Genomic DNA, 22,658 nt, shown 5'->3' with positions numbered 1-22,658 from the left:
AAGGAAGAGACTTGCGCGGTTCTGGCGTATCAAGGTGGTCCGCGACACCGCTTTGTCTTGGACCTGTGACCGGCCCGTGTGATAATCGCGAAATGCGTGGAGGCAGACGCCATGGCAAAACGGATCTTCATTCTCAACGGTCATCCCGGCCCGGACTCGATCACCCGTCAGGCGATGGAGCGCTACGCAATGGCCGCCCGCGCAGCAGGCCACGAAGTGCGCCTGTCGCAGTTGCACGACCTGACATTCGATCCCGACCGGGGCAAAGCCGGGTACGACAGCCCCAAGCCTTTGGAACCGGTGCTGGAAGAGTCGCTGGGCAATCTTGAATGGTGCACGCATTTCGTCTTGGCCTTTCCGCTGTGGTGGGGTGGCTTTCCGGCCAAGCTCAAGGGATGGATTGACCGTGTGCTGGCCATCGGGCGGACCTTCACCACTCGGGAAACCACGCCCATCGGTCTGCCCAAGCCGCTTTTGACAGGCCGCACCGCGCGCGTCGTCATCACGTCTGACACGCCGCGCAGCTTCCTGTGGCTGGCCTATCACGATGCAATCCGGCACCAGATCAAGGGGCAGGTTCTCGGCTTTGTCGGTTTCAAACCGGTGAAATTCACATTTTTCGCCCCCGCCTCTGATCCCAAGCCGGGATCGGTCGATAAACTTCTTGCGCAGATGGACAGGCTGGGCCGCGACGCAGCCTAGGTGCAAAGGCTGCGTTTGCGCAGCTCATGCCGCTCTGCACGATCATTATGACGCAATTCACCGTTTCCCGGGTCACGGCATCCCTATTATCGCGACCAACACGCATACAGGGATGCCCATGTCAAACCAGGATCCACTTGTTGTCTTCACGCCGTCCGGCAAACGTGGCCGGTTCCCCGTTGGCACCCCGGTGCTGACCGCCGCACGGCATCTGGGGGTCGATCTTGACAGCGTCTGCGGCGGGCGCGGCATCTGCTCCAAGTGCCAGATCACACCCGGCTATGGCGCGTTTCCCAAGCACGGCGTCACCGCCCGCGAGGGCGCCCTGTCCGACTGGAACGCCGTTGAGGCGCGTTACGACGAAAAGCGCGGGCTGAAACCGGACCGCCGCCTTGGCTGCCAGGCCCAGGTGCAGGGCGACATCGTGATCGACGTGCCACCCGACTCCCAGGTCCACCGCCAGGTCGTGCGCAAGGCCGCCAGTGCCCGCGTGATTGAAATGGACCCGGCCACCCGGCTTTACTATATCGAGGTCGACGAGCCCGACATGCACACGCCCACCGGTGATCTGGAGCGCGTGGCGCGCGCGCTCAGGGAACAGTGGGAGATCGAAGCGGTCACCTGCGCCTTCCCGGTGCTGACGGTGCTGCAACCCGTTCTGCGAAAAGGCAAATGGGCGATCACTGTCGCCCTGCACAAGACCAGCGCCGAGGCGACACCCCGCATCATCGCCGTTTGGCCCGGCCTGCACGAGGCGGGCATCTTCGGGCTGGCCATCGACCTTGGCTCCACCACCGTTGCGGCCCATCTGACCAATCTGGACACCGGCGAGATCGTGGCCTCCTCGGGCATCATGAACCCGCAGATCCGCTTTGGCGAAGACCTGATGAGCCGTGTCAGCTATGCCATGATGAACCCCGGCGGCGATCAGGCGATGACCCGCGCCGTGCGCGACGCGATCAACACGCTGGCCGAGGAAATCGCAAAGGAGGCGGGCATCGCGACCAGCCTCATTCTGGAAACCGTGTTCGTCTGCAACCCGGTGATGCACCACCTGCTGCTGGGCATCGACCCGGTGGAACTCGGCCAGGCGCCATTTGCGCTGGCCACGTCGAACCACCTCGACCTGACCGCCCGCGACCTGGACCTGACCGCCCTGCCCGCCAGCGCCCAGATCTACATCCTGCCTTGCATCGCGGGCCATGTCGGAGCCGATGCCGCCGCTGTGGCGCTGTCGGAACAGCCGGGCAAATCCGAGGACCTCGTGCTGATCGTCGATGTGGGCACCAATGCGGAGATCCTGCTGGGCAACACCCGCCGCGTGCTGGCCTGTTCCTCGCCCACCGGCCCTGCCTTCGAGGGCGCGCAGATCTCCAGCGGGCAACGTGCCGCCCCCGGTGCCATCGAGGCGATCCGCATCGACCCCGTCACCAAGGAACCGCGTTTCCGGGTGATCGGCTGTGACAAATGGTCGGACGAGGATGGTTTCTGGGACGAGACCGCCGCGACAGGCATCACCGGCATCTGCGGCTCGGGCATCATCGAGGCGGTGGCGGAACTGCGCATTGCCGGGGTGATGGACGCCAAGGGGCTGATCGGATCGGCGGCGCAGACAGGCACCGAGCGCTGCGTGCCCGAAGGGCGCACCCATGCCTACCTGATCCATGATGTCACGGAGCAAGGCGGCCCGCGCATCACCGTCACGCAAGGAGACATCCGCGCGATCCAGCTGGCCAAATCCGCGCTCTACGCGGGCGCGCGGCTACTCATGGACGAGATGGGTGTGGACACGGTTGACCGCGTGGTGCTGGCAGGCGCGTTCGGCGCGCATATCAGCGCCAAACACGCGATGGTGCTGGGGATGATCCCCGACGTGCCGCTGGACCAGGTCACGAGTGCGGGCAACGCCGCCGGCACCGGCGCGCGCATTGCGCTCTGCAACCTGGCCGCCCGCGCCGAGATCGAACGCAGCGTGCGCCAGATCACCAAGGTCGAAACCGCCATCGAGCCGAAATTCCAGGACCATTTCGTCGCGGCGAACGCCATCCCCCACGCCACCGACCCGTTCCCGGAACTGGGCAAGGTGGTTGAGTTGCCCGTCGTTGGGTTCAACACTCAGGGGGATGGGAGTGATGGCGGTCGCGTGCGGCGGCGGAAGCGGGGGTGATGGGCCGGGAGCCCCGCCGTCGCGCAGCGGCGGTGACGCGTCCGCCTGCCCATTTTGCCGAAGGCAAACCTTCGGTTTGACGGCGGGCGCGTTCCGCGCCCACCTGGTCGGGCGCTTGTTCTGCGGTCCCACGAGGGAGACCCTCACAGCGCACCCCCCTCTTGACGCCCCACACACCCAAGCGTATCTGACCGTCCAGAGCGCGGGTATGGTGAAAAGGTATCACGCGAGCTTCCCAAGCTTAAGTTGCGGGTTCGATTCCCGCTACCCGCTCCAGACCTCCGCACAACGGCGCGAAGGATGGGTTGACGCATCACCGCTTTCCGCTAACGCACAGCCTCAGGCCTTGGCCGTCTTCGCCTCTTTCACCTTCTTTGCCAGGTCCTGAGCGATCGCAAACGCGCCCTTGATCTTGTCGCTGTCCCTCTTCCAGTCGCGGCGCACAACGATCTTGTTGTCCTTGACCTTGGCAAGCCCCTTCTGGTCCTTGATGAAATCCACCAGGCCATCGGGAGATGCGAACTTGTCATTGTGGAACTGGATCGTTGCCCCTTTCGGCCCGCCATCGAGTTTCGCGATACCGGCGCGTTTGCACATCGCCTTGATGCGCACCACCAGAAGCAGCGTGTTCACCTCTTTCGGCAGCTTGCCGAAGCGGTCGATCAATTCAGCAGCGAAGCCCTCGAGCTCGACCTTGGTGGAGAGAGATGACAGGCGGCGGTACAGGCCCAGGCGCACATCGAGATCGGGCACGTAGTCCTCGGGGATCAGGACCGGCACGCCGAGGTTGATCTGCGGGGCCCAGTGATCGTCCGCTTCCGACAGGCCCTCCATTTCGCCCGACCGCACCTTGGCAATCGCCTCTTCCAGCATCGACTGGTAAAGTTCGTAGCCGACATCGCGCATCTGGCCGGATTGTTCCTCGCCCAGCAGGTTGCCCGCGCCACGGATGTCGAGATCCTGACTGGCAAGCGTAAAGCCCGCGCCAAGCGTGTCGAGCGAGCCAAGCGCGCGCAGCCGTTTCTCGGCTCCGGGCGTCAGCTTGGTGCGTGGTTTCGTTGTCAGGTAAGCATAGGCCCGGGTTTTCGACCGGCCCACGCGGCCGCGGATCTGGTAGAGTTGGCTTAGCCCGAACATATCGGCGCGGTGGATGATCATCGTGTTGGCGGTCGGGATATCAAGGCCCGATTCGACAATCGTGGTGGCCAGCAGCACATCGTACTTGCCGTCGTAAAAGGCGTTCATGCGGGTGTCGAGCTCGCCTGCTGCCATCTGGCCATGCGCCACGACAAAGGAGATCTCGGGTACCTGCTCTGTCAGGAACGCCTCGATCTCGGGCAGATCGGACACGCGGGGCACGACGAAAAACGATTGCCCGCCGCGGTAGTGCTCACGCAGCAGAGCCTCGCGCACCGTGACCGCATCGAATTCCGAAACATAGGTCCGGATCGCCAGACGATCGACCGGCGGCGTGCTGATAATGCTCAGGTCGCGCACACCGGACAGAGACAGCTGCAACGTGCGCGGGATCGGCGTCGCGGTCAGCGTCAGCACGTGAACATCCGTGCGCAATTGCTTGAGCCGCTCCTTGTGCGACACCCCGAAATGCTGTTCCTCGTCGATGATCAGCAGCCCGAGGTTCTGGAACTGGATGCCCTTGGCCAAAAGCGCGTGCGTGCCGACCACGATATCCACTGTGCCGCGCGCCAGGCCGTCCTTGGTAGCCTGTGCATCCTTTGCCGAAACAAAGCGCGACAAGGCCCTGACTTCCAAGGGAAATCCACGGAAGCGTTCGGCGAAACCCTTGTAGTGCTGGCGCGCCAGCAGCGTCGTCGGCGCGATCACCGCGACCTGCACGCCCGACATGGCGGCGACAAAGGCTGCCCGCATCGCGACCTCGGTCTTGCCAAAGCCGACATCGCCGCAGATCAGGCGGTCCATCGGCTGGCCCGAATGCATGTCTGACATGACATCCTCGATCGCGCGCAGCTGGTCGTCGGTTTCCTGGTACGGGAACCGGGCGGAAAACGCGTCCCACGCCCCCGGCGGCGGGTCCATCACGGGCGCCTTTCGCAGCGCACGTTCGGCAGCGATACGGATCAGCCGGTCCGCAATTTCGCGGATGCGTTCCTTGAGCTTGGCTTTCTTCGCCTGCCACGCACCCCCACCCAACCGGTCGAGAAGGCCCTCTTCGTGTCCGAATTTGGACAGCAGTTCGACATTTTCAACCGGCAGGTAAAGCCTTGTTTTTTCTGCATATTCCAGCAAAAGACATTCATGCGCCGCACCTGCGGCGGTGACCACCTCGAGCCCAAGATACCGACCGACACCATGGTCGACATGCACGACCAGATCGCCGGGCGACAGCGATTGCGCTTCCGTCAGGAAGTTCTCGGCTTTGCGTTTCTTCCTTGGCGACCGGATCAGCCGGTCGCCCAGCACGTCCTGCTCCGAGACGACAGTGATCCGCGCCCTTTTGCCAGCCTCCCCCCAAGGCGCCTCGAAACCTTGCTCCAGCGGCCACACGGTGAGGTAAAGCCCGCGCTTGCCGACGCGGGTCAGATCGTTGACCGGGATCGTTTCGCCCAGCCCTTCATCCTCGATCAGTCCCGACAAACGCTCTCGCGCGCCATCGGAATAGGACGCGATGACCACGGGTCCGCCTTGCATCTTTGCGCGAACATGATCCGCCAGCGCACTGAACAGGCTTATATTTTCCTGCTGCCGCTCTGGCGCAAAGCTGCGCCCGATGCGCCCGCCCGCATCCACTACGTTCGGCCCCGAGGCCTGTTGCAGCGGGTGGAACTGGACCACCCGGCGATCGGCAAGGGCCGCCGTCCAGGCGGCATCGTCGAGGTAGAGTTGTTCCGGCGACACCGGCTTGTAGACCGTGTCCATGCGCGATTTCTGTTGCAGGGCGGCGATGCGCGTTTCGTACTGATCCACGATACCGTCCCAGCGCGCCAGCCGCGCGGGCGTGACCTGATCGTCCTGCGTGACCGGCACACCGGGCAGGTAATCGAACAGCGTTTCAAGATGATCGTGGAAGAACGGCAGCCAATGCTCCATCCCGGCCTGCTTCCTCCCGGCGCTGACCGCTTCGTAGAGCGGATCGTCGCTGCCCGCAGTGCCGAACTCGATCCGGTAATTCTGCCGGAAGCGCGTCATCGCCGCCTCGTCGAGGATGACCTCTGAAACCGGGGCGAGCTCGACGACGTCGAGCTTTTCCGTCGTCCGCTGCGAGGCGGGATCGAACCGCCGCGCCCCGTCCAGCACGTCGCCAAACAGGTCGAGCCGGACCGGACCGCCGTCGCCCGGCGGGTAGATGTCGATGATGCCGCCGCGGATGGCGTAATCGCCCGGCTCCATCACCGTCGGCGCCTGGCTGAACCCCATGCGCACCAGGAAATTGCGCAGCGCCTCTTCGTTCACGCGGTTGCCGACCCGGGCCGTGAAGGCCGCGTCCTTCAGCACGGCGCGTGCCGGGATCTTCTGCGTCGCTGCGGTCATCGTGGAGAGCAGCACATATTGCGCGGGCATCGCATGGGTGAGCGCGGCCAGTGTCGCCATGCGCGCGGCCGAAATATCCGGGTTGGGTGACACGCGGTCGTAGGGCAGGCAATCCCAGCCGGGAAACACGAAAACCGGGATGTCGGGCGCATGCAGGCGCAGCGCATCGCGCATCTGTGCCAGCCGCCGGTCATCGCGCGCCACATGGCACACGGCGCCGCCGGCCTTTTCGGCTTCGGCCAGGACAAGACGGGCATCGAAGCCTTCGGGCGCGCCGCCCATGATAACGTGCTGGGGTTTGTTCATAGCGCTGTCATTTGGCGTGACAGCCGGGCCGCGTCAACCGCCCAACACGCCAATGCTGAGGTTCACGTACATTCCCCACATCGCAGTGACAAAGATCGACACCATGCCAATCGCCTGCACGGACAGGCGATGTCGCGCCAGCCGTCTGTAGACCGCGTCGAGGTTGTCGTCCTGGTTGCGCAGACCCCGCGCCGTACGGACGCTGAGCATGCTGACAATCGCCATGGGAAAGCCAAGCAAAAACAGGGCCTGCGCAATCTCGACCGCGTAGAACCAGCCGAGAATGAAAAACCCGGTAAGGAAAAACATCCCCGCCGCGATGATCCACAGACCCGCCTCCTCGATAATATAGAGGATCCGGCCCGTGTTGATCCGCAACAGGTCTGTCAGGTCCTCGGCATCCTGACCGCCGCGTCGCTTGGCGCGGCTGACCATGTCATAGGGCACACCCAGCACCCAATGGCTGGCCGATGACCACACCACGGCCAGAACGATCCAGAACCAGAGGTTCGAAAAGGATCTCATGTCGATAAGCTCGAAGACGGTAGAATACCAATCCAAGGTGGCGCCCCCCGTTAAATTTCGCTGATCTCTAACGCGCTGTTCGGCGATTGCCCAGAGCCGGATGCTGGCGCGTAAAATGGCGTGCGCAATCCATCACGGACGGGCCGCGCGCCCGATAGCCCCGGCGCGGCGTTGCCACCTGTCGACCGGAGCGGCGGCGCTGTCACGCGGTTTGGTCCGAGCGGGGTCTGGACATGGGCGCGGGGGCGGTGCATCCCTTGGGCACTGATAAAGCCCAGGGACAACCCGATGACGCCGATTACACCCGCCTTTCCCGCCTCACGCCTGCGCCGCCTGCGCCGCACCGAAGGGCTGCGCGCCATGGTCCGCGAAAACAGCCTGACACCGGATGATTTCATCTGGCCGGTCTTCGTGCGTGACGGAGAGGGGATCGAGGAGCCGGTGCCGACGATGCCCGGCGTCCTTCGACGCTCGGTCGACAAGGTGGTGGCGGCCGCGCGCGAGGCGCATGAGCTCGGCATTCCGGCGATTTGTCTTTTCCCCTACACCGATCCCGCACTCAAGACCGAAGACTGCGCCGAAGCCTGGAACCCCGAGAACCTGTCAAACCGCGCGACCCGTGCGATCAAGGACGCGGTGCCGGATATCATGGTCATGACTGACGTGGCGCTGGATCCCTACAACATAACGGGGCATGACGGATTTTCCGAGGATGGGTATATCGTCAACGATCGCACGGTCGAGGCCTTGGTGAAACAGACCCTCAGCCAAGCGCGCGCCGGCGCGGACATCATCGGCCCGTCCGACATGATGGATAGCCGCATAGCGGCGATGCGGAGCGAATTGGAACGCGAGGGCTTTCACAATGTCGCGCTTCTCAGTTACGCGGCGAAATACGCCAGTGCCTTTTACGGGCCGTTCCGCGACGCAGTTGGGGCCGCAGACGCCTTCACGGGCGACAAGACGGGATACCAGATGGATCCGGGCAATTCCGACGAGGCGATGCGCCTGGTGGCGCGGGACCTTTCCGAGGGCGCGGACATGGTGATGATCAAGCCCGGCATGCCCTATCTCGACATCTGTCGCCGGACCAAGGACATGTTCGGCGTTCCGACCTTCGCCTACCAGGTGTCCGGCGAATACGCGATGCTGGCAGGTGCGGCCGAACGCGGCTGGCTGGACCATGACCGCGTCATGCTGGAAAGCCTCATGGCGTTCAAGCGCGCCGGCTGCGACGGCGTGCTGACCTATTTCGCACCGGCCGCTGCACGCCTGCTCAACGCATAGCGATCCATCGCCTAAACGGCTCTGTCGATGGTGACAGGTCGCTCGGTTGTGGCTATACTGTACCCAATCGGCGGAACAGCCGAACTCCGAGGCTATGGCAATCTTCGAAAATGAAAGAGCAGACACATGACATCCCTGACACGACGTGAGATGGCCCTTGGCCTCGGCGGCATTCTGCTATTGTCCGGCTGCGCCAATGGCGTCGGCGGCAATGGCGCGGCCCGGATCGACGCCCGGGTCGATGCAACCCTGGCCGAAATGTACCGCCGCTTTCCCGGCACCCAGGCATTGGCCTCGAACGCCAACGGCCTGTTGGTGATGCCGCTGGTGACAGAGGCGGGGCTGGGCCTTGGCGGCGCCTTCGGACGCGGCGCGCTGCGCGTCGGCGGCGTGACGGTAGATTTCTACTCCACGACCAAGGCCAGCGCGGGCTTGCAGATCGGCGCACAGCAATACGCACATGTGCTGTTCTTCATGACCGAGGACGCGCTGATGAAGTTTCGCCGCTCCCCCGGATGGGCTGCCGGTGCCAATGTCGAATACGCGATACCGGAAGGTGGCGAGACAATCGCGGCGGAGACAACCACCTCGCTGGCTCCTGTCATCGCGGTGATTTTCGGTCAGGCCGGCCTGCGCCTCGGAGCAACGCTGGAAGGCGTCAAATACACGCGGATCATTCCCTGACGCGGAGACATGCCGGGCAAGCCCCGCTTGGTATGTGCGGGTCTGCAGCCCTTGGGGGCTCTGCCCCCAAACCCCCGGGATATTTCGAAACCAGAGAAGATCAGACCACGGGTCCACCCCCTGCTTTGTGGGCAGGGGGCTTCTCCGGTTACGGTCATCGGCGTCCCCGCCTGTACCGCAAGATCGTTTATCGGCCGTTAAGGTTAATGGTCCGTTACCTCTCCGGTTTTAAAACATCCCGGGGGAGTCGCGCGAAGCGCGGCGGGGGCAGAGCCCCCGGTGTCCCGGGTCAGCCAGGCATCGCGGCCGCCAGGGTCTTGAGCGCGATCACCGGATTTTCGCTGCGCCAGATTTCCTCGCCGATGCCGAAGAAATCGGTGATCGGTGCCAGGGTGCGGATGATCTCGGGATCAAGCCCGCCTTCGGCGACCACGGGGATCTCAATCATTTCGGACCACCATTTGAACAGCTCCGTTTCGGCGCGCGATCCATCGCCCAAAGCGGTGTCGCCGACGGGGCCGAAGCTGACGTAATCGGCACCCGCCTCGCCCGCGGTCATGCCATCATGGCGCGACTGGTCGCAGAATGCGCCGACGATGGCATCCGGTCCAAGGTCCTTGCGGGCCATACGCACGGATCGCGGGCCATCGGTCAGGTGCACGCCATCCAGGCCAAGCCGCTGCGCCAGCACCACATGGGTGTCGATCACCAGCGCGACGTCGAACCGATGCGCCACCTCGCGCACGGCATCGGCGGCGCGCAGGATCAGGTCCTCGTCGCGCGTGGCCAGCGACAGGCGGATGCAGGCGATCTCGACCGTGTCCAGAACACGCGCCAAGTCTTCGGGAAAATGACTGAGTTCGATCTCGGGTGGCGTGATCAGGTAGATCTGCGGCTGCTCTGCATTGGACATCTTCGGCCCCTTCTGGTTTTGCTCGCCCGTCTATACCGTGATTTCGCGCCATGCGCCAAGGGCTTGCATGGCTTGCACGGCTTGCCCTTGGCGGGACAGCGCACTAGTCAGGCGCAAATTTTCGGAACCGGAGTCCCGAGCCATGCCAAGTGACACGCCGCAGCCCTGTTTTGTCCTCGTGCGCCCGCAGATGGGGGAAAACATCGGCGCGGCAGCGCGGGCAATGCTGAATTTCGGTCTGGACCGGATGGCGCTGGTCGCCCCGCGTGACGGCTGGCCCAACCAGAAAGCGGTTGCCATGGCATCTGGCGCGGGGCGGGTTCTCGATGATGCGGTGGTGACAGCGCGTACCGTCGATGCGGTCGCGGATTGTTCCTTTGTCTTTGCCACCACGGCGCGTCAGCGGGGCATGACCAAACCTGTCGTCACTCCGGAGCGCGCGATGGAAATCGCCCGCGAAAAGATCGCAAGCGGCGAAACGGTCGCCGTTCTCTTCGGGCCGGAACGAGCCGGGCTCGAGAATGACGATATCGCCCTGGCGAATGCGATCATCTCGGTACCGGTCAACCCGGAGTTTCCATCCCTGAACCTTGCACAATGCGTTTTGCTGACCGGCTACGAGTGGCGGCGTCAATCGATCGTGGCACCGGCCGAAACAACTGAACTGGCAGGCACCGAGTGGGCCACGGCGATCGAGATGGACAAGCTGGCCGGTCACTATGAAGACAGGCTGGAGGAGGCAGGTTTCTTCTATCCCGAGATCAAGGCGGCCGGCATGAAGCGAAATCTGCGCAACATGTGGAGTCGCATGCCGCTGACGCGCGCCGATGTGCAGATGTTGCACGGCATACTGCGGCAAATGGTGCGTTGGAAGAACAAGGGGTAGCTCCGCGCCTTGAAGCGCTCCCGTCCCGGGCCTAGTCTTTTGCCCAACTCAGGAGGTCCGTGCATGAGCGGAAATCGCAATATTTTCGAAGACGTGGTCGATGACACGCCACGCAAGGCGGCGCCGAAGGGCGGCATGATCGACGCGGGCAAGCGTGGTGCGCGCGGAGCGATCCGGGCCTGGCTGATGGGGCTCTTTGCGCTGGTTGCCGTGATGATCGCCGTTGGCGGGCTGACCCGGCTTACCGATAGCGGTCTGGCGATTACCGAGTGGCGGCCGCTCACCGGGGCCTTGCCGCCGATGAACGCCGGCGACTGGCAGCGGGAGTTCGAACTCTATCGCGCGATCCCGGAGTACCAGTTGCAGAACAAGGGCATGAGCCTGTCCGACTTCAAATTCATCTATTGGTGGGAATGGGGCCATCGTCAGCTTGGCCGCGTCATCGGCCTTGTTTGGGCCGTGGGCTTCTTGTGGTTCCTGTTGCGCAAACAGATCCCCACCGGGTGGACCGGGCGGCTCTTGATCCTTGGTGTGCTGGGCGGCATTCAAGGGGCGATCGGCTGGTGGATGGTGTCTTCGGGCCTGACGGGCACGATGCTCGATGTGGCGTCCTACAGGCTGGCGACCCACCTTGGCTTGGCGTTTGTCATCCTTGGCTTTATCGCCTGGTACACCTTCGAGCTTGGCCGCGAGGAGCGCGACCTGATGCAGGCCCGGCGGTCACGGGACGGCGCGCTGTTCGGGCTGGGCACGGGGCTCATGCATTTCACGTTCCTGCAAATCCTGCTGGGCGCCCTGGTGGCGGGAATCGACGCCGGGCGCACCTACAACGATTGGCCGCTGATGGCGGGCGCCTTCCTGCCGCCCTTCCCGTTCGAGCTGGAGCCGGTGTGGCGCAACTTCTTTGAAAACGCGGGGCTCGTGCAATTCATGCATCGGATCGCGGGCTATCTGCTGTTGGTCTTTGGCATCTTCGTCTGGGTGCGCGCGCGCAAGTCGCCGAACGCGAACACGCGGGTTCGCTTCAATGCGGTCTTTGCCATGCTCTGGGTCCAGATGGTGCTGGGCATCGTGACGGTGCTTTATATGGCGCCGTGGCAGATCGCGATCACGCACCAGGTTGGCGCGGTGATCCTGTGGGTGCTGGTCCTGCGGGCACGGTTTGCTGCGCAATACCCGGCCCAACAATCCATTCGAGGAGCAACCACATGAGCACGGCTTATGATGACCTGATGGCCTTTTGCCGCGAAACCGAAGCCTTGGGCCAAGTTGCCGGACGCCTTGGGTGGGATCAGGAAACGGTGATGCCGCGCGGTGCGGTCACCCAGCGAAGCGACGAGATCGGCGCGATGGAATCGGTGCTGCACGCGCGCCGCACCGATCCGCGTGTCGCGGAGTGGCTGGAGAATGCCGCGCCAACGGACGCGGAGGGGCGCGCCAACCTTCGCCATATCCGGCGCAGTTTCGAACGAAGCTCGAAGGTCCCGGCCGATCTGGCGGCCGAGCTTGCGCGCACGACGTCGGTCGCGCAGGGCGTCTGGGCCGAAGCGCGGGCAAACGATGATTTCGCCGCGTTCGCCCCGACCCTGGAGCGCGTCCTCGACCTGAGGCGCCAGGAGGGCGCGGCGATTGCCGATGGCGGCGATCCCTATGATGCGTTGTTGCAAGATTACGAGCCGGGCGCGACGGCGGCAGACCTGGACGCGATGTTCGGGGCCATGCGGCCACGCCTGGTGGCGTTGCGAGACAGTGTCCTGGGGGCGCCTGCCCCTGCTGCCTTGCGCGGCACCTTTGATGAGCACGCGCAGATGCGGCTGGCCCGGCAGATTGCCAAGGGTTTTGGCTACGACATGAGCCGGGGACGCGTGGACAAGGCGGTTCATCCGTTCAGCTCGGGATCGGGCAACGACGTGCGCATCACGACACGCACCAACCCGATCGACCCCTTCAATTGCATCTATTCGACAATCCACGAGGTTGGCCACGCGTCTTACGAGCAGAATATCGACCAAGCCTATCTGCTGACGCCTCTGGGCCAGGGTGTGTCGATGGGAGTCCATGAAAGCCAGAGCCGGATTTACGAGAACCAGCTTGGCCGCTCGCGGGCGTTCACGGGCTGGCTGCTGGGCCAGATGGTCGAGACGTTCGGCGATATCGGCATCCCCGATGCGGAGGCGTTCTTTGCCACGGTGAACCGGGTGCACCGAGGCTTCATCCGTACAGAATCCGACGAGGTGCAGTACAACCTGCATATCCTTCTGCGATATGACCTGGAGCGCCAGTTGATTGCGGGGTCGCTGGATGTGACCGATCTGGAAGAGGCCTGGAACACACGCTTCGAGGCGGATTTCGGCTATGCGGTGGACAAGCCGTCAAACGGTGTCCTGCAGGACGTGCACTGGTCGGTGGGCCTGTTCGGGTATTTCCCGACCTATTCGCTGGGCAATGTCTATGCCGGGTGCCTGCACGAGGCGTTGCGCCAGGCCGTGCCTGACCTGGACCCGCAAATGGCGGCGGGTGACACGTCCGGCGCGACGACATGGCTGCGGGACAATGTGCAGCGCCATGGCGGGCTGTACGAACCGCGCGACGTGATCGAGCGGGCATGCGGTTTCGCACCGAACGAGGCGCCGCTGCTGACCTACCTCGAAGAAAAATTCGGCAGCATCTACGGGGTTTAAGACCCGCGCCGCTTTGTGCGAACGCCAGAAACGGCGCTCGCACGCGGTGTCAATGATAGGTGAACTCACCAACCATGTTCTGCCATTCACCCGAGGACAGCATCTTGCGATGCGTGTATTGCACCGAGTGCAACGGGCCTTCGATCGTGTCTTGCCAGAATTCGATGAATTCGAACAGCTTGGGATGATCGGGGGCCAGATCATAGTCCTGCCAGACAAACGTGTTCAGGACATTCCGGTAATCCGGCATCCGGTAATAGAATTGCGCGGTGGTCAGCCCGTAGCCCCGCAGCATCAATTCGGTTTCGCTCATTTCCGACATGCAAACCTCATGCGATTATTGTTATGTTGGAAATCTTGCCACAGATTCGTTACTTTTCAACAAAAACAACATGTTGGCCATCTTGAGTGGTGAGTGCCAATCGCTCTTTGCCACGAAAATCTTCAAGTGGATTGCAGGCTACATCCTGTCTCTGATATGTGTTATCCCAACAAAATATAGACATCCAGACAGCAGGCTATCCCCGTGAGCGACACGCCAGAACCCCCTGAAAACACTGAAGATATGCCGCCTGAACGTCCGCGCCACGATGGGCCGCAAATATCGATCACGGACGAGATGAAGTCGTCTTACCTGGATTACGCGATGAGCGTGATCGTCAGCCGTGCGATCCCGGACCTGCGCGACGGTCTGAAACCGGTGCACCGGCGAATCCTCTACGCCATGCACGAATCCGGCAACAGCCACGACAAACCGTACCGCAAATCAGCGCGTCCGGTGGGCGACGTCATGGGGCGGTACCACCCGCATGGCGACAGCGCGATCTACGATGCGCTTGTGCGGATGGCGCAAGACTTTTCCATGTCGCTGCCGCTTCTGGATGGCCAGGGCAATTTCGGGTCCATGGATGGTGATAACGCCGCCGCCATGCGCTATACGGAAGTGCGCATGGACAAGCCCGCCAGCTTCCTGCTCGCGGATATCGACAAGGACACGGTCGATTTCCAGGACAATTACGACGGCAAGGACAAGGAACCGACGGTTCTTCCGGCACGGTTTCCCAACATGCTGGTCAACGGTGCGGGCGGCATTGCCGTGGGCATGGCCACAAATATCCCGCCGCATAACCTGGGCGAGGTTGTGGAGGCCTGTCTGGCCCTGATCGAGGAGCCGGACCTGAGTTCGGAGCAATTGATCCAGTACGTCCCCGGCCCTGATTTCCCGACAGGCGGACTCATGTTGGGCCGCTCGGGCGCGCGCAAGGCATATCTTGAGGGGCGCGGCTCGGTGATCATCCGGTCCGAGACGCGGGTTGAAGAAATCCGCAAGGATCGTTGGGCGATCGTCATCGACGAAATTCCCTACCAGGTGAACAAGTCCACCATGATCGAACGGATCGCCGAATCCGCCCGCGAAAAGCGGATCGAAGGGATCGCGCACGTTCAGGACGAATCCGACCGCAATGGTGTGCGCGTGGTGGTCGAACTCAAGCGCGATGCAACCGCCGAAGTGGTGTTGAACCAGTTGTTCCGCTTCACCCCGATGCAAACCTCCTTTGGCTGCAACATGCTGGCGCTGAACGGTGGGCGGCCCGAACAGTTGACGCTGCGCCGCTTCCTGACCGCGTTCATCGATTTTCGTGAGGACGTCGTTGCGCGACGGACCGCGTATTTGCTGCGAAAAGCACGCGAGCGGAGCCACATCCTGTGCGGCCTCGCCGTGGCGGTCACCAATATCGACGAGGTGGTTCAGACCATCCGGTCTTCGGCCGATGCAGCAGAGGCGCGCCAGCGGTTGATGACCCGAAAATGGCCCGCCAAGGATATCCTGCCCTATATCGCGCTGATCGATGATCCGACCCACACCGCCAACGAGGACGGCACCTATAACCTGTCCGAGGCACAGGCCCGCGCCATCCTGGAATTGCGCCTGCAACGCCTGACCCAGATCGGTGTCAAGGAAGTCACCGATGAGTTGGAAGAGCTGGCCGGCAAAATCCGTGAATACCTCGAAATCCTGGGGTCGCGTGACCGGATCATGGGGATCATTGCCGATGAACTGCGCGAAGTCCGCGACCAGTTCGCTGTGCCGCGCCGCACCGAGATCGTCGACTGGTCCGGCGACATGGAAGACGAGGACCTGATCGAACGCGAGGACATGGTCGTGACGGTCACACAGACCGGCTATATCAAGCGCACGCCGCTCGCCGATTTCCGCGCGCAAAAGCGTGGCGGCAAGGGGCTGTCGGGCATGTCGACCAAGGATGACGACGTCGTCACCACGCTGTTCGTCGCCAACACCCACACGCAGCTGTTGTTCTTCACCACCGAGGGCATGGTCTACAAGCTCAAGACGTGGCGCCTGCCGCAGGGCGGGCGCACCTCCAAGGGCAAGGCCATCGTCAACATCCTGCCGATCCCGACCGGCGTGTCGATTGCCGCGATCATGCCGGTAGACCGGGACGAGACCGATTGGGATGACTTGCAGATCGTCTTCGCCACCAGTGCGGGCGACGTGCGGCGTAACGCGCTGTCGGATTTCACCAACGTGATGCGCAACGGCAAGATCGCGATGGACCTGCCCGAGGGTGTGGAACTGGTCAACGCGCGGATCGCGTCCGAAGACGACGACGTGATGCTTGTCACCGACTCGGGCCGCGCCATCCGTTTCCCGACCACCGCTGTCCGCGTCTTCAAGGGCCGCAAGTCCACAGGTGTCAGGGGCATTCGTCTCAACAACGGCGACCGCGTGGTGAGCATGGCCGTGATCCGCCACTTCGAGGCCGATCCGGCAGAGCGGGCCGCTTATCTCAAGATGCGCCGGGCCGTGGCCGGGCTGGCCGACGATGCCGAGTCCGAGGACGACGAGGAGGCAATGGCCCCCGGCGCCATCACCCAGGACCGCTATGCCGAGATGTCGGCAGCGGAAAATCTGATCCTGACGATCACCGCCAAGGGCGCGGGCAAGCTGTCTTCATCGCATGACTACCCCGTGCGCGGGCGTGGTGGCCAAGGCGTGCAGGCCATCGATAAAGGGCTGCGTGCCGGGGCCATCGTGGCGTCATTCCCGGTGGATATGGACGACCAGATCATGCTTGCAACCTCGCGCGGACAATCGATCCGGGTGCCGGTGGACGGGATTTCCTTCCGTTCCCGCAATGCAGGCGGCGTGAAGGTGTTCAACACCGGGGCCGACGAAGTCGTGGTTTCGGTCGCATGGATCGCCGATCAGGCAGACGAGGACCTGCCCGACAACGAGTAAACACAGGATCGGCCGCGGACTGCAAGCCCCTGGTGTCGCAAGATGAAAGAGCGGCGCGGCCCTGTTGGTCGCGCCGCTTTTTGGCTTTTGCGAAACCGTTACGCGATTCGTTTATACGATGATGCGACGCAGAAACGGCGCTGAGCGATGTCATGGCCTACGAAGGTCCTCGGATTCGACCCAAGGTCCAAGGTCGTGCCACTGACGTCAGTCAAACCCGTTGTTCGCCGACAGGACAGGCTCCTTCAGAAGGACAATAGAATAGACGGTATCGCACCGGACACATCAAATTCCCAACTTGGCATTTTCTGCCGCCTGTGCCGGTGCGTACGGGTAACGAGTGCTCTGAATTTGCACAAAAAAATTTATCGGCGCCCAAGGTGGTCCTGATCCATCTGTGCCGCAGTTTTTCATATCAAGCCCGGCGTGTTGCACAGGTGATGCGCCGGGCTGTTTCGCGGCGTTCTCGGTATTGCACATCCTTGAAGAGCTGCGCCTTCCCTTGGCCCTTGGCCCTTGGCATACCGATGGCTGCGACCTGTGACACCCGTCCCCGGTTTTCAGACTGGGTAAATTTGCAGCAGGGTGCCGTTTACGCGCCAACGGACTTCACTCGCAAAGTCGGGAATGATGCGATCTCACCTGTTCTTCCAGCTTGCGGGCCAGCGTTTTCCGGTTGGGGAATGCGTCGATGCGCACTGGCTCATGATACACGAGTTCGATCTTGCCTTGCGGATGTTGCGCCAGCACCTTGATCAGGTGTTCGCCAAAGCCCATCTCTCCCCACCAGCCGTAAAACCGTGGATCCTTGCCCTCGGGCGGGTGATAGATCACGGTCACGGCTTGAACGCGCATTTCATGGATCAGCGCATCACCGAAAAACGGCGCAAAGAGCGTGGGTTTGAACGGCAAGACACGAACCGTATCCGACGAGGTGCCCTCCGGAAAGAACAACAGCCGGTGGCCATGCCTCAGGCGCTCTTCGAAAAGTGCCACCTGCGCCTTCACGTCTCGCGGGTCGCGCCGGATGAAGACCGTACCGGTGGCGCGGGCAAGCCACCCGATTCCGGGCCATGACGCCACTTCGGATTTGGAAACGAAATAGACATTCTTGCGGGCATTCAGGGCAAAGATGTCAAGCCACGAGCTGTGATTGGCAACAACGGCACCGCGCACCCGAAGGCGCGGCCCGCGCACCAGCAGCCGCATCCCGAGGATAAACAGGGCTGTCCGGCACACGCCTTGGGTGATGTAGGGCGTGACAGGACGATCAACCCCCGAAAGAGGACGCTCGACCAGTCGCACCAGCAGCAGCACCAGCAGACCCCCGAACAACACGGTGCCGAGGGCCAGCCCGCGCAGGATCACCCGCAGCCAACCGGGAACCGAGATGCGCTCGGCTTCTATCGGCTCGTCACTGTCCCATGTCGGGCTCATCGTGCGGCGCGCGCCGGGCGGCGCAGCGGATCAGCGGGATCAAGCCGTGCCGCATCGAGGATCAGGCAGAGATCGGTCGTGTTGAAGGCGTGATCGACAAACACCCCCTGCCCGATCGCGCCTCCCAGCTTAAGGTAGGATTTGATCAACGCCGGCGTGTCGCGCATCGCGGCCTTGCGGTCGACCTTCGCGGGGGGAAGCAAAGCCATGTCCTGCGGCATCTTCGATGTCACGCGCAAATCCGGCGGGGCAAGATAAGCGGCGTGCAGATGCGACACCGGGTTGAGCAGACGTTCCGTATCGGTACCATGAAAGCTGGCCGTGCCGAACAGAAGATCGATGTTTTTTTCCACCACATATTCTGCCAATCCCTGCCACAGACTGCGCAGCGCGACGCCGCCCCGGTGGTCCGGATGCAGACAGGATCGCCCCAGCTCAAGCAATGTGCGGCCGCTGGCGTGCAGCGGGGACAGATCGAACTCATCCGCCGAATAAAACTGCCCCGCCTCGGCAGCATGTTCGGCTGTCATGAGGCGATAGACACCGACAATGCCGTCGGTGTCAGGGTCCGGTGCGCGCAGATCGCGCAACACCAGATGATCGGCAAACGCATCGAACCTGTCCGTTTCGATCCGTCGCCCATGATCCACACCGGCCCCATCGCCGCCCAGTTCGGTCACGAACACATCATAGCGCAGCCTCTGCGCCGCGCGAATGTCAGCATCAGTCCGCGCCAATGACACGTGAAATGGGGGGGCCGTCTGTAGCATGGAGCTGCCAACCTCCTTCTAGACCACAGTAATCGCAGCGCGGTTGACGCGCAACGACATCGGAGCTGACCAAAATGCGCGTATTTTGGCTTGGATTAAGCATTTATCAACCTTTGGTTGAAATGCTATTCTTCGAACACCGGCATTAATTCAATACGGGAGCCATCTATCACAACTTTACCCGCCTCACGGAAATTCACGGTGATCGTGTCGCCGATGTTGGACTGGACCTGCCCGACACCCCAGTCAGGCTGTTCCGGGTGGCGGACCAATGACCCGGGCTCCAAAAGACCATTCATATCAGACATAAGCGGGCTCCTTGCTGCTTACTGGAGGACATAGTGCAACATGACAGGTCTTCACTTGCTGCATTGATCGGATCTCGGATTTGTCATGACCTTATCAACCCGATTGGCGCGATTTCCAATGGCCTGGAATTGGCCGGGATGGCCGGCATGGCACCGGGCGGGCCGGAGCTGTCACTGATCCAGCAAAGCTGCGATAACGCAACGGCGCGGATCCGGTTCTTCCGCATCGCCTTTGGCAATGCGGGGGACACCTATCCGATCGGGGCAGCAGAGGTGCAGAAAACGCTGGCCGACCACTATGCGGGCACACGCATCATGACCAGCTGGCCGATCACAGAAAGCCTCGGACGCGATGTGACGCAGTTTGGCTACCTGTCGGTTCTTTGCCTGGAAAACGCGCTGCCCCAAGGCGGGCAAATCCAGGTTACGACAGAGCCGGGACGCCTCGTGACAACGGCCCAGGCCGACACCGTCCAGACGGATGGGCCATATTGGACCCTTTTGGCAAAGGGCGCATTCTCCGGTGATTCGTCAAAGCTGCGACCCGCCGACGTGCAATTTCCCCTGCTTGCACGGCTTTGCAAGGACGACGGCATCGCTATAACCGTTCGGTCGGGACAGGGGTGGGCCAGCCTGACGCTCGATCTATCCGACCGGACTGGCTGACCGTCGTTTCAAATGCGCCACGGCGTCTTGCACCTGTTGCGAAATCGGCCCCTCTCTGGGTCTGTCCAGCAAGGTGGTCAGCAGCGCCTCATCCGGCTGGGCCTGCCGGGTCCAGCGCAAGGCACGCAGAATATCCGAGGCCTCCTCAGGTAGCCGATCGGGAATGTCGTGCCCGGCGATTGTTGCCCAGACACAGGACCACGCCCGGCCGACCGTCCACGGATTATAGCCGCCACCGCCCGACACGACCATCCGGGGGGACAAGGCGCGCAGTGCCTGCACCGTAAGCACATGGCACCGATTGGACAAGCCAAGGCGGGACAGCGGATCCTCCGTCACGGCATCGGCGCCGCATTGCAGATAGATCGCATCGGGCTTTTGCCGCGCCACTGCGGGTAGGATCACCTCGTTGAGGATCAAGTCAAACTCGGTATCATTCAATCCGCGCGGAACGGGAATATTGAGTGCTGCACCACCCGCCTCATCCTCCAGCTGGCCGGTGAAGGGCCAGCGGCGATCTTCGTGGACAGAGATCATCTGAACCGCCTCCGAGCCGTGAAACGCGACCGCAACCCCGTCGCAGTGATGCGCGTCGATATCGATATAGGCGATGCGCTCCAGCCCCATCGCGCGCAGGCGCTGGATCGTCAGAACCGGTTCGTTGATGTAACAGAACCCGTTGGCACGATCAGGCAAGCCGTGATGCGTCCCGCCGCCGGGATTATAGGCGATGCCGCCGTGCCTCACGCTCTCGGCTGCCAACAACCCCCCGCCGGCCGCGGTGGCAGGGCGGCGGTAAACCTCGGGAAAGACCGGGTTGGACAGGGTGCCAAGGTCATAGTGCAGGTTCGGCTGTTGCGTCGCTTCGGACTCTTGCAGCGCCTCGATATAGGCGCCTGTGTGAAACCCCAAGAGCGCGCTGGGCTTGGCGCAGGGGCTGGTTCGGTATTGATCGGAGGGCAGCCAGCCAAGGCTGCGGCACAAGTCCATCACGGTGGGCACACGCGGAATCGACAGCGGATGGCGTGGGCCATAGCTCGATCCGCGATAGATGCGAGCGCCGATGAAAATTGGTCTGGACATGATGGCCGACCTAGGGCGCGGCAGGACAAAGACCAAAACGCCCGGACGCGTTCAGAAGGGTCTGGCCCCTGATCCGCCGATGCCGGAGGATCATCCGGCCTCGGCCTTTTCGGTCAGCTCGAGCCATTGGTCTTCGGCCTCGGTCAAGGCAGTCTGCCGGGCCGCCAATGCTTCGGACGCCTTCTTGAATTTCAATGGCTCGCGGGTGAACAGCTCGGGATCGGCCAAAAGCTTTTCGAGCTTGGCAATCTCGCCGGTCAGGCGGTCGATCTCGGCCGGCAATTCGTCAAGCCGGTGCTTTTCGGTAAAGCTAAGCCCGGATTTCGGCTTGGGCGCCGCGGCGGCTGATGTCCCGGCCTCTTTCGGCGCAGAGGCCGCGGAGGATGTCGGCGCCATGTCCTGACCGCGCTGGGCGCGATAATCGCTCCAGCCGCCGGCATAGACAGTGGCCCGGCCGTTGCCCTCCATCGCGACGGTTGTCGTCGCCACGCGGTCAAGGAAATCCCGGTCGTGGCTGATGAGCAGAACGGTTCCGTCATAGTCACTCAGCAGGTCCTGCAACAGATCGAGCGTTTCGACATCGAGATCGTTTGTCGGCTCGTCCAGCACCAGCAGGTTCGATTCGCGCGCCATGATCCGGGCCAGCAGAAGCCGCGCCTTTTCACCGCCCGACAATGACCGCACCGGCGCTCGCGCCTGTGCTTCGTCGAACAAAAACTCCTTGAGATATCCCACAACGTGCTTTGGTGCACCGCGCACCATGATCTGATCAGCCTTGTCCGACACCCGCATCTCGGGATCGCCGGTCAGGTTTTCCCACAGGCTCAGATCGCCGTTCAGTTGCGCGCGGGTCTGGTCAAAGACCGCTGGCACCAGGTTCGTGCCCAGCTTGACAGTGCCGGCATCCGGTTCGATCTCGCCCATCAACATCTTGATCAGCGTGGTCTTGCCCACCCCATTGGGTCCGACAAAGGCCACGCGGTCGCCGCGTTGCACGGTGAGCGTGAAATCCCGAACGATGGGCGTGTCGTCAAAGCGTTTGGCCAGGCCTGAGGCTTCGATCACCTTGCGGCCGGATTTTGGGCCCGAGGCAAGCTCCATCGCGGCCGTGTCCTGTCGCTTGGTCATGCTGCTGCGATCCTGTCTCAAGTCTTGCAGCGCGCGGACGCGGCCCATGTTTCGCTTGCGTCTTGCGCTGATACCTTCGACCGCCCACCGCGCCTCGGCCTTGATCTTGCGGTCGAGCTTGTGGCGCTGAATGTCTTCTTCTTCCCAGGTCTTGTCGCGCCATTCCTCGAAGGCCTCGAATCCTTTTTCCTGGCGGCGCACCTGTCCCCGGTCGATCCAGAGCGTCGCGCGGGTGAGTTCCGACAGGAAGCGGCGGTCGTGGCTGATCAGGACAAAGCCCTTGCGCGTGCGCTTGAGCTCGTTTTCCAACCAGCCGATTGCCTCGATATCGAGATGGTTGGTC

At 62.7% G+C, this 22,658-nt stretch carries 18 protein-coding genes and 1 tRNA gene; 10 read left to right on the top strand and 9 right to left on the bottom strand.

What is annotated here, in order from left to right:
* The first annotated feature begins 111 nt into the window (after positions 1-111).
* The 3 genes from LCF59_RS12720 (at position 112) to LCF59_RS12710 (ending at position 3,145) form a co-directional block, all read left to right on the top strand.
* Positions 112-702: an NAD(P)H-dependent oxidoreductase gene (locus tag LCF59_RS12720; protein WP_292287986.1), complete on the top strand. Its 591-nt coding sequence runs from the start codon at positions 112-114 to the stop codon at positions 700-702.
* Between the two features lie 118 nt (positions 703-820).
* Positions 821-2,869: an ASKHA domain-containing protein gene (locus tag LCF59_RS12715; protein WP_292287985.1), complete on the top strand. Its 2,049-nt coding sequence runs from the start codon at positions 821-823 to the stop codon at positions 2,867-2,869.
* 202 nt (positions 2,870-3,071) lie between these two features.
* Positions 3,072-3,145: transfer RNA gene (locus LCF59_RS12710), tRNA-Gly, on the top strand.
* Positions 3,146-3,208: 63 nt separating this feature from the next.
* On the opposite strand, the gene mfd is transcribed toward LCF59_RS12710, so the two are convergent.
* Both mfd and LCF59_RS12700 read right to left on the bottom strand, forming a co-directional pair.
* Positions 3,209-6,685 (bottom strand): transcription-repair coupling factor, encoded by a 3,477-nt coding sequence (mfd, locus tag LCF59_RS12705; protein WP_292287984.1) that lies wholly within the window; start codon positions 6,683-6,685, stop codon positions 3,209-3,211.
* A 33-nt stretch (positions 6,686-6,718) separates the two neighbouring features.
* The gene (locus LCF59_RS12700) at positions 6,719-7,246 is read right to left on the bottom strand and encodes a component of SufBCD complex (protein WP_292287983.1); all 528 of its coding nucleotides are present in this window, start codon (positions 7,244-7,246) and stop codon (positions 6,719-6,721) included.
* A 252-nt stretch (positions 7,247-7,498) separates the two neighbouring features.
* Here LCF59_RS12700 and hemB point away from each other — a divergent pair, with 252 nt between their 5' ends.
* The gene (hemB, locus tag LCF59_RS12695; RefSeq protein ID WP_292287982.1) at positions 7,499-8,497 is read left to right on the top strand and encodes a porphobilinogen synthase; all 999 of its coding nucleotides are present in this window, start codon (positions 7,499-7,501) and stop codon (positions 8,495-8,497) included.
* Between the two features lie 126 nt (positions 8,498-8,623).
* Positions 8,624-9,181 carry a YSC84-related protein gene (locus LCF59_RS12690; RefSeq protein WP_292287981.1) on the top strand — a complete coding sequence of 186 codons (558 nt, stop codon included), beginning with the start codon at positions 8,624-8,626 and terminating at the stop codon, positions 9,179-9,181.
* Positions 9,182-9,470: 289 nt separating this feature from the next.
* On the opposite strand, the gene LCF59_RS12685 is transcribed toward LCF59_RS12690, so the two are convergent.
* Positions 9,471-10,094, bottom strand: coding sequence for a thiamine phosphate synthase (locus LCF59_RS12685; RefSeq protein WP_292287980.1), 624 nt, complete (start codon positions 10,092-10,094; stop codon positions 9,471-9,473).
* 142 nt (positions 10,095-10,236) lie between these two features.
* Here LCF59_RS12685 and LCF59_RS12680 point away from each other — a divergent pair, with 142 nt between their 5' ends.
* The 3 genes from LCF59_RS12680 to LCF59_RS12670 all read left to right on the top strand — a co-directional run bounded on the left by LCF59_RS12680 (position 10,237) and on the right by LCF59_RS12670 (position 13,661).
* The gene (locus tag LCF59_RS12680; RefSeq protein WP_292287979.1) at positions 10,237-10,980 is read left to right on the top strand and encodes an RNA methyltransferase; all 744 of its coding nucleotides are present in this window, start codon (positions 10,237-10,239) and stop codon (positions 10,978-10,980) included.
* Positions 10,981-11,043: 63 nt separating this feature from the next.
* Complete coding sequence (gene ctaA, locus LCF59_RS12675) at positions 11,044-12,192, top strand: heme A synthase (protein ID WP_292287978.1); 1,149 nt, start codon at positions 11,044-11,046, stop codon at positions 12,190-12,192.
* On the top strand, positions 12,189-13,661 hold the full coding sequence (locus tag LCF59_RS12670; RefSeq protein WP_292287977.1) for a carboxypeptidase M32: 1,473 nt from the start codon (positions 12,189-12,191) through the stop codon (positions 13,659-13,661). The genes ctaA and LCF59_RS12670 overlap by 4 nt, the downstream gene beginning before the upstream one ends.
* A gap of 49 nt (positions 13,662-13,710) precedes the next feature.
* Here LCF59_RS12670 and LCF59_RS12665 read toward each other — a convergent pair whose 3' ends face one another.
* Positions 13,711-13,983 carry an aspartate-semialdehyde dehydrogenase gene (locus LCF59_RS12665; protein ID WP_292287976.1) on the bottom strand — a complete coding sequence of 91 codons (273 nt, stop codon included), beginning with the start codon at positions 13,981-13,983 and terminating at the stop codon, positions 13,711-13,713.
* Between the two features lie 243 nt (positions 13,984-14,226).
* On the opposite strand from LCF59_RS12665, the gene gyrA reads away from it, so the two are divergent.
* On the top strand, positions 14,227-16,923 hold the full coding sequence (gene gyrA / locus LCF59_RS12660; protein ID WP_292288017.1) for a DNA gyrase subunit A: 2,697 nt from the start codon (positions 14,227-14,229) through the stop codon (positions 16,921-16,923).
* Positions 16,924-17,532: 609 nt separating this feature from the next.
* Here gyrA and LCF59_RS12655 read toward each other — a convergent pair.
* The 3 genes from LCF59_RS12655 to LCF59_RS12645 form a co-directional block, all read right to left on the bottom strand.
* A complete protein-coding gene (locus LCF59_RS12655) occupies positions 17,533-18,360 on the bottom strand; it encodes a 1-acyl-sn-glycerol-3-phosphate acyltransferase (protein ID WP_292287975.1) in 828 nt (275 codons plus the stop codon).
* The gene (locus LCF59_RS12650) at positions 18,357-19,130 is read right to left on the bottom strand and encodes a GNAT family N-acyltransferase (RefSeq protein WP_292287974.1); all 774 of its coding nucleotides are present in this window, start codon (positions 19,128-19,130) and stop codon (positions 18,357-18,359) included. Before LCF59_RS12650 ends, LCF59_RS12655 begins: the two co-directional genes overlap by 4 nt.
* Before the next feature lie 125 nt (positions 19,131-19,255).
* Positions 19,256-19,438, bottom strand: a complete 183-nt coding sequence (locus tag LCF59_RS12645) for a DUF3553 domain-containing protein (protein WP_292287973.1) — start codon at positions 19,436-19,438, stop codon at positions 19,256-19,258.
* A 33-nt stretch (positions 19,439-19,471) separates the two neighbouring features.
* Between LCF59_RS12645 and LCF59_RS12640 the strand changes: the two genes are divergently transcribed.
* Positions 19,472-20,104 carry a histidine phosphotransferase family protein gene (locus LCF59_RS12640; protein WP_292287972.1) on the top strand — a complete coding sequence of 211 codons (633 nt, stop codon included), beginning with the start codon at positions 19,472-19,474 and terminating at the stop codon, positions 20,102-20,104.
* Here the strand turns inward: LCF59_RS12640 and LCF59_RS12635 are convergent.
* Both LCF59_RS12635 and LCF59_RS12630 read right to left on the bottom strand, forming a co-directional pair.
* Positions 20,084-21,187 carry an acetoin utilization protein AcuC gene (locus tag LCF59_RS12635; protein WP_292287971.1) on the bottom strand — a complete coding sequence of 368 codons (1,104 nt, stop codon included), beginning with the start codon at positions 21,185-21,187 and terminating at the stop codon, positions 20,084-20,086. The two genes, LCF59_RS12640 and LCF59_RS12635, sit on opposite strands and share 21 nt — an antisense overlap.
* A gap of 90 nt (positions 21,188-21,277) precedes the next feature.
* A partial coding sequence (locus LCF59_RS12630) for an ATP-binding cassette domain-containing protein (RefSeq protein ID WP_292287970.1) occupies positions 21,278-22,658 on the bottom strand: 1,381 nt, incomplete at its 5' end.

It is taken from the genome of Marivita sp. (genome assembly GCF_020055675.1).
Classification (GTDB): domain Bacteria; phylum Pseudomonadota; class Alphaproteobacteria; order Rhodobacterales; family Rhodobacteraceae; genus Marivita.
This window is presented reverse-complemented; position numbering and strand designations above follow the sequence as displayed.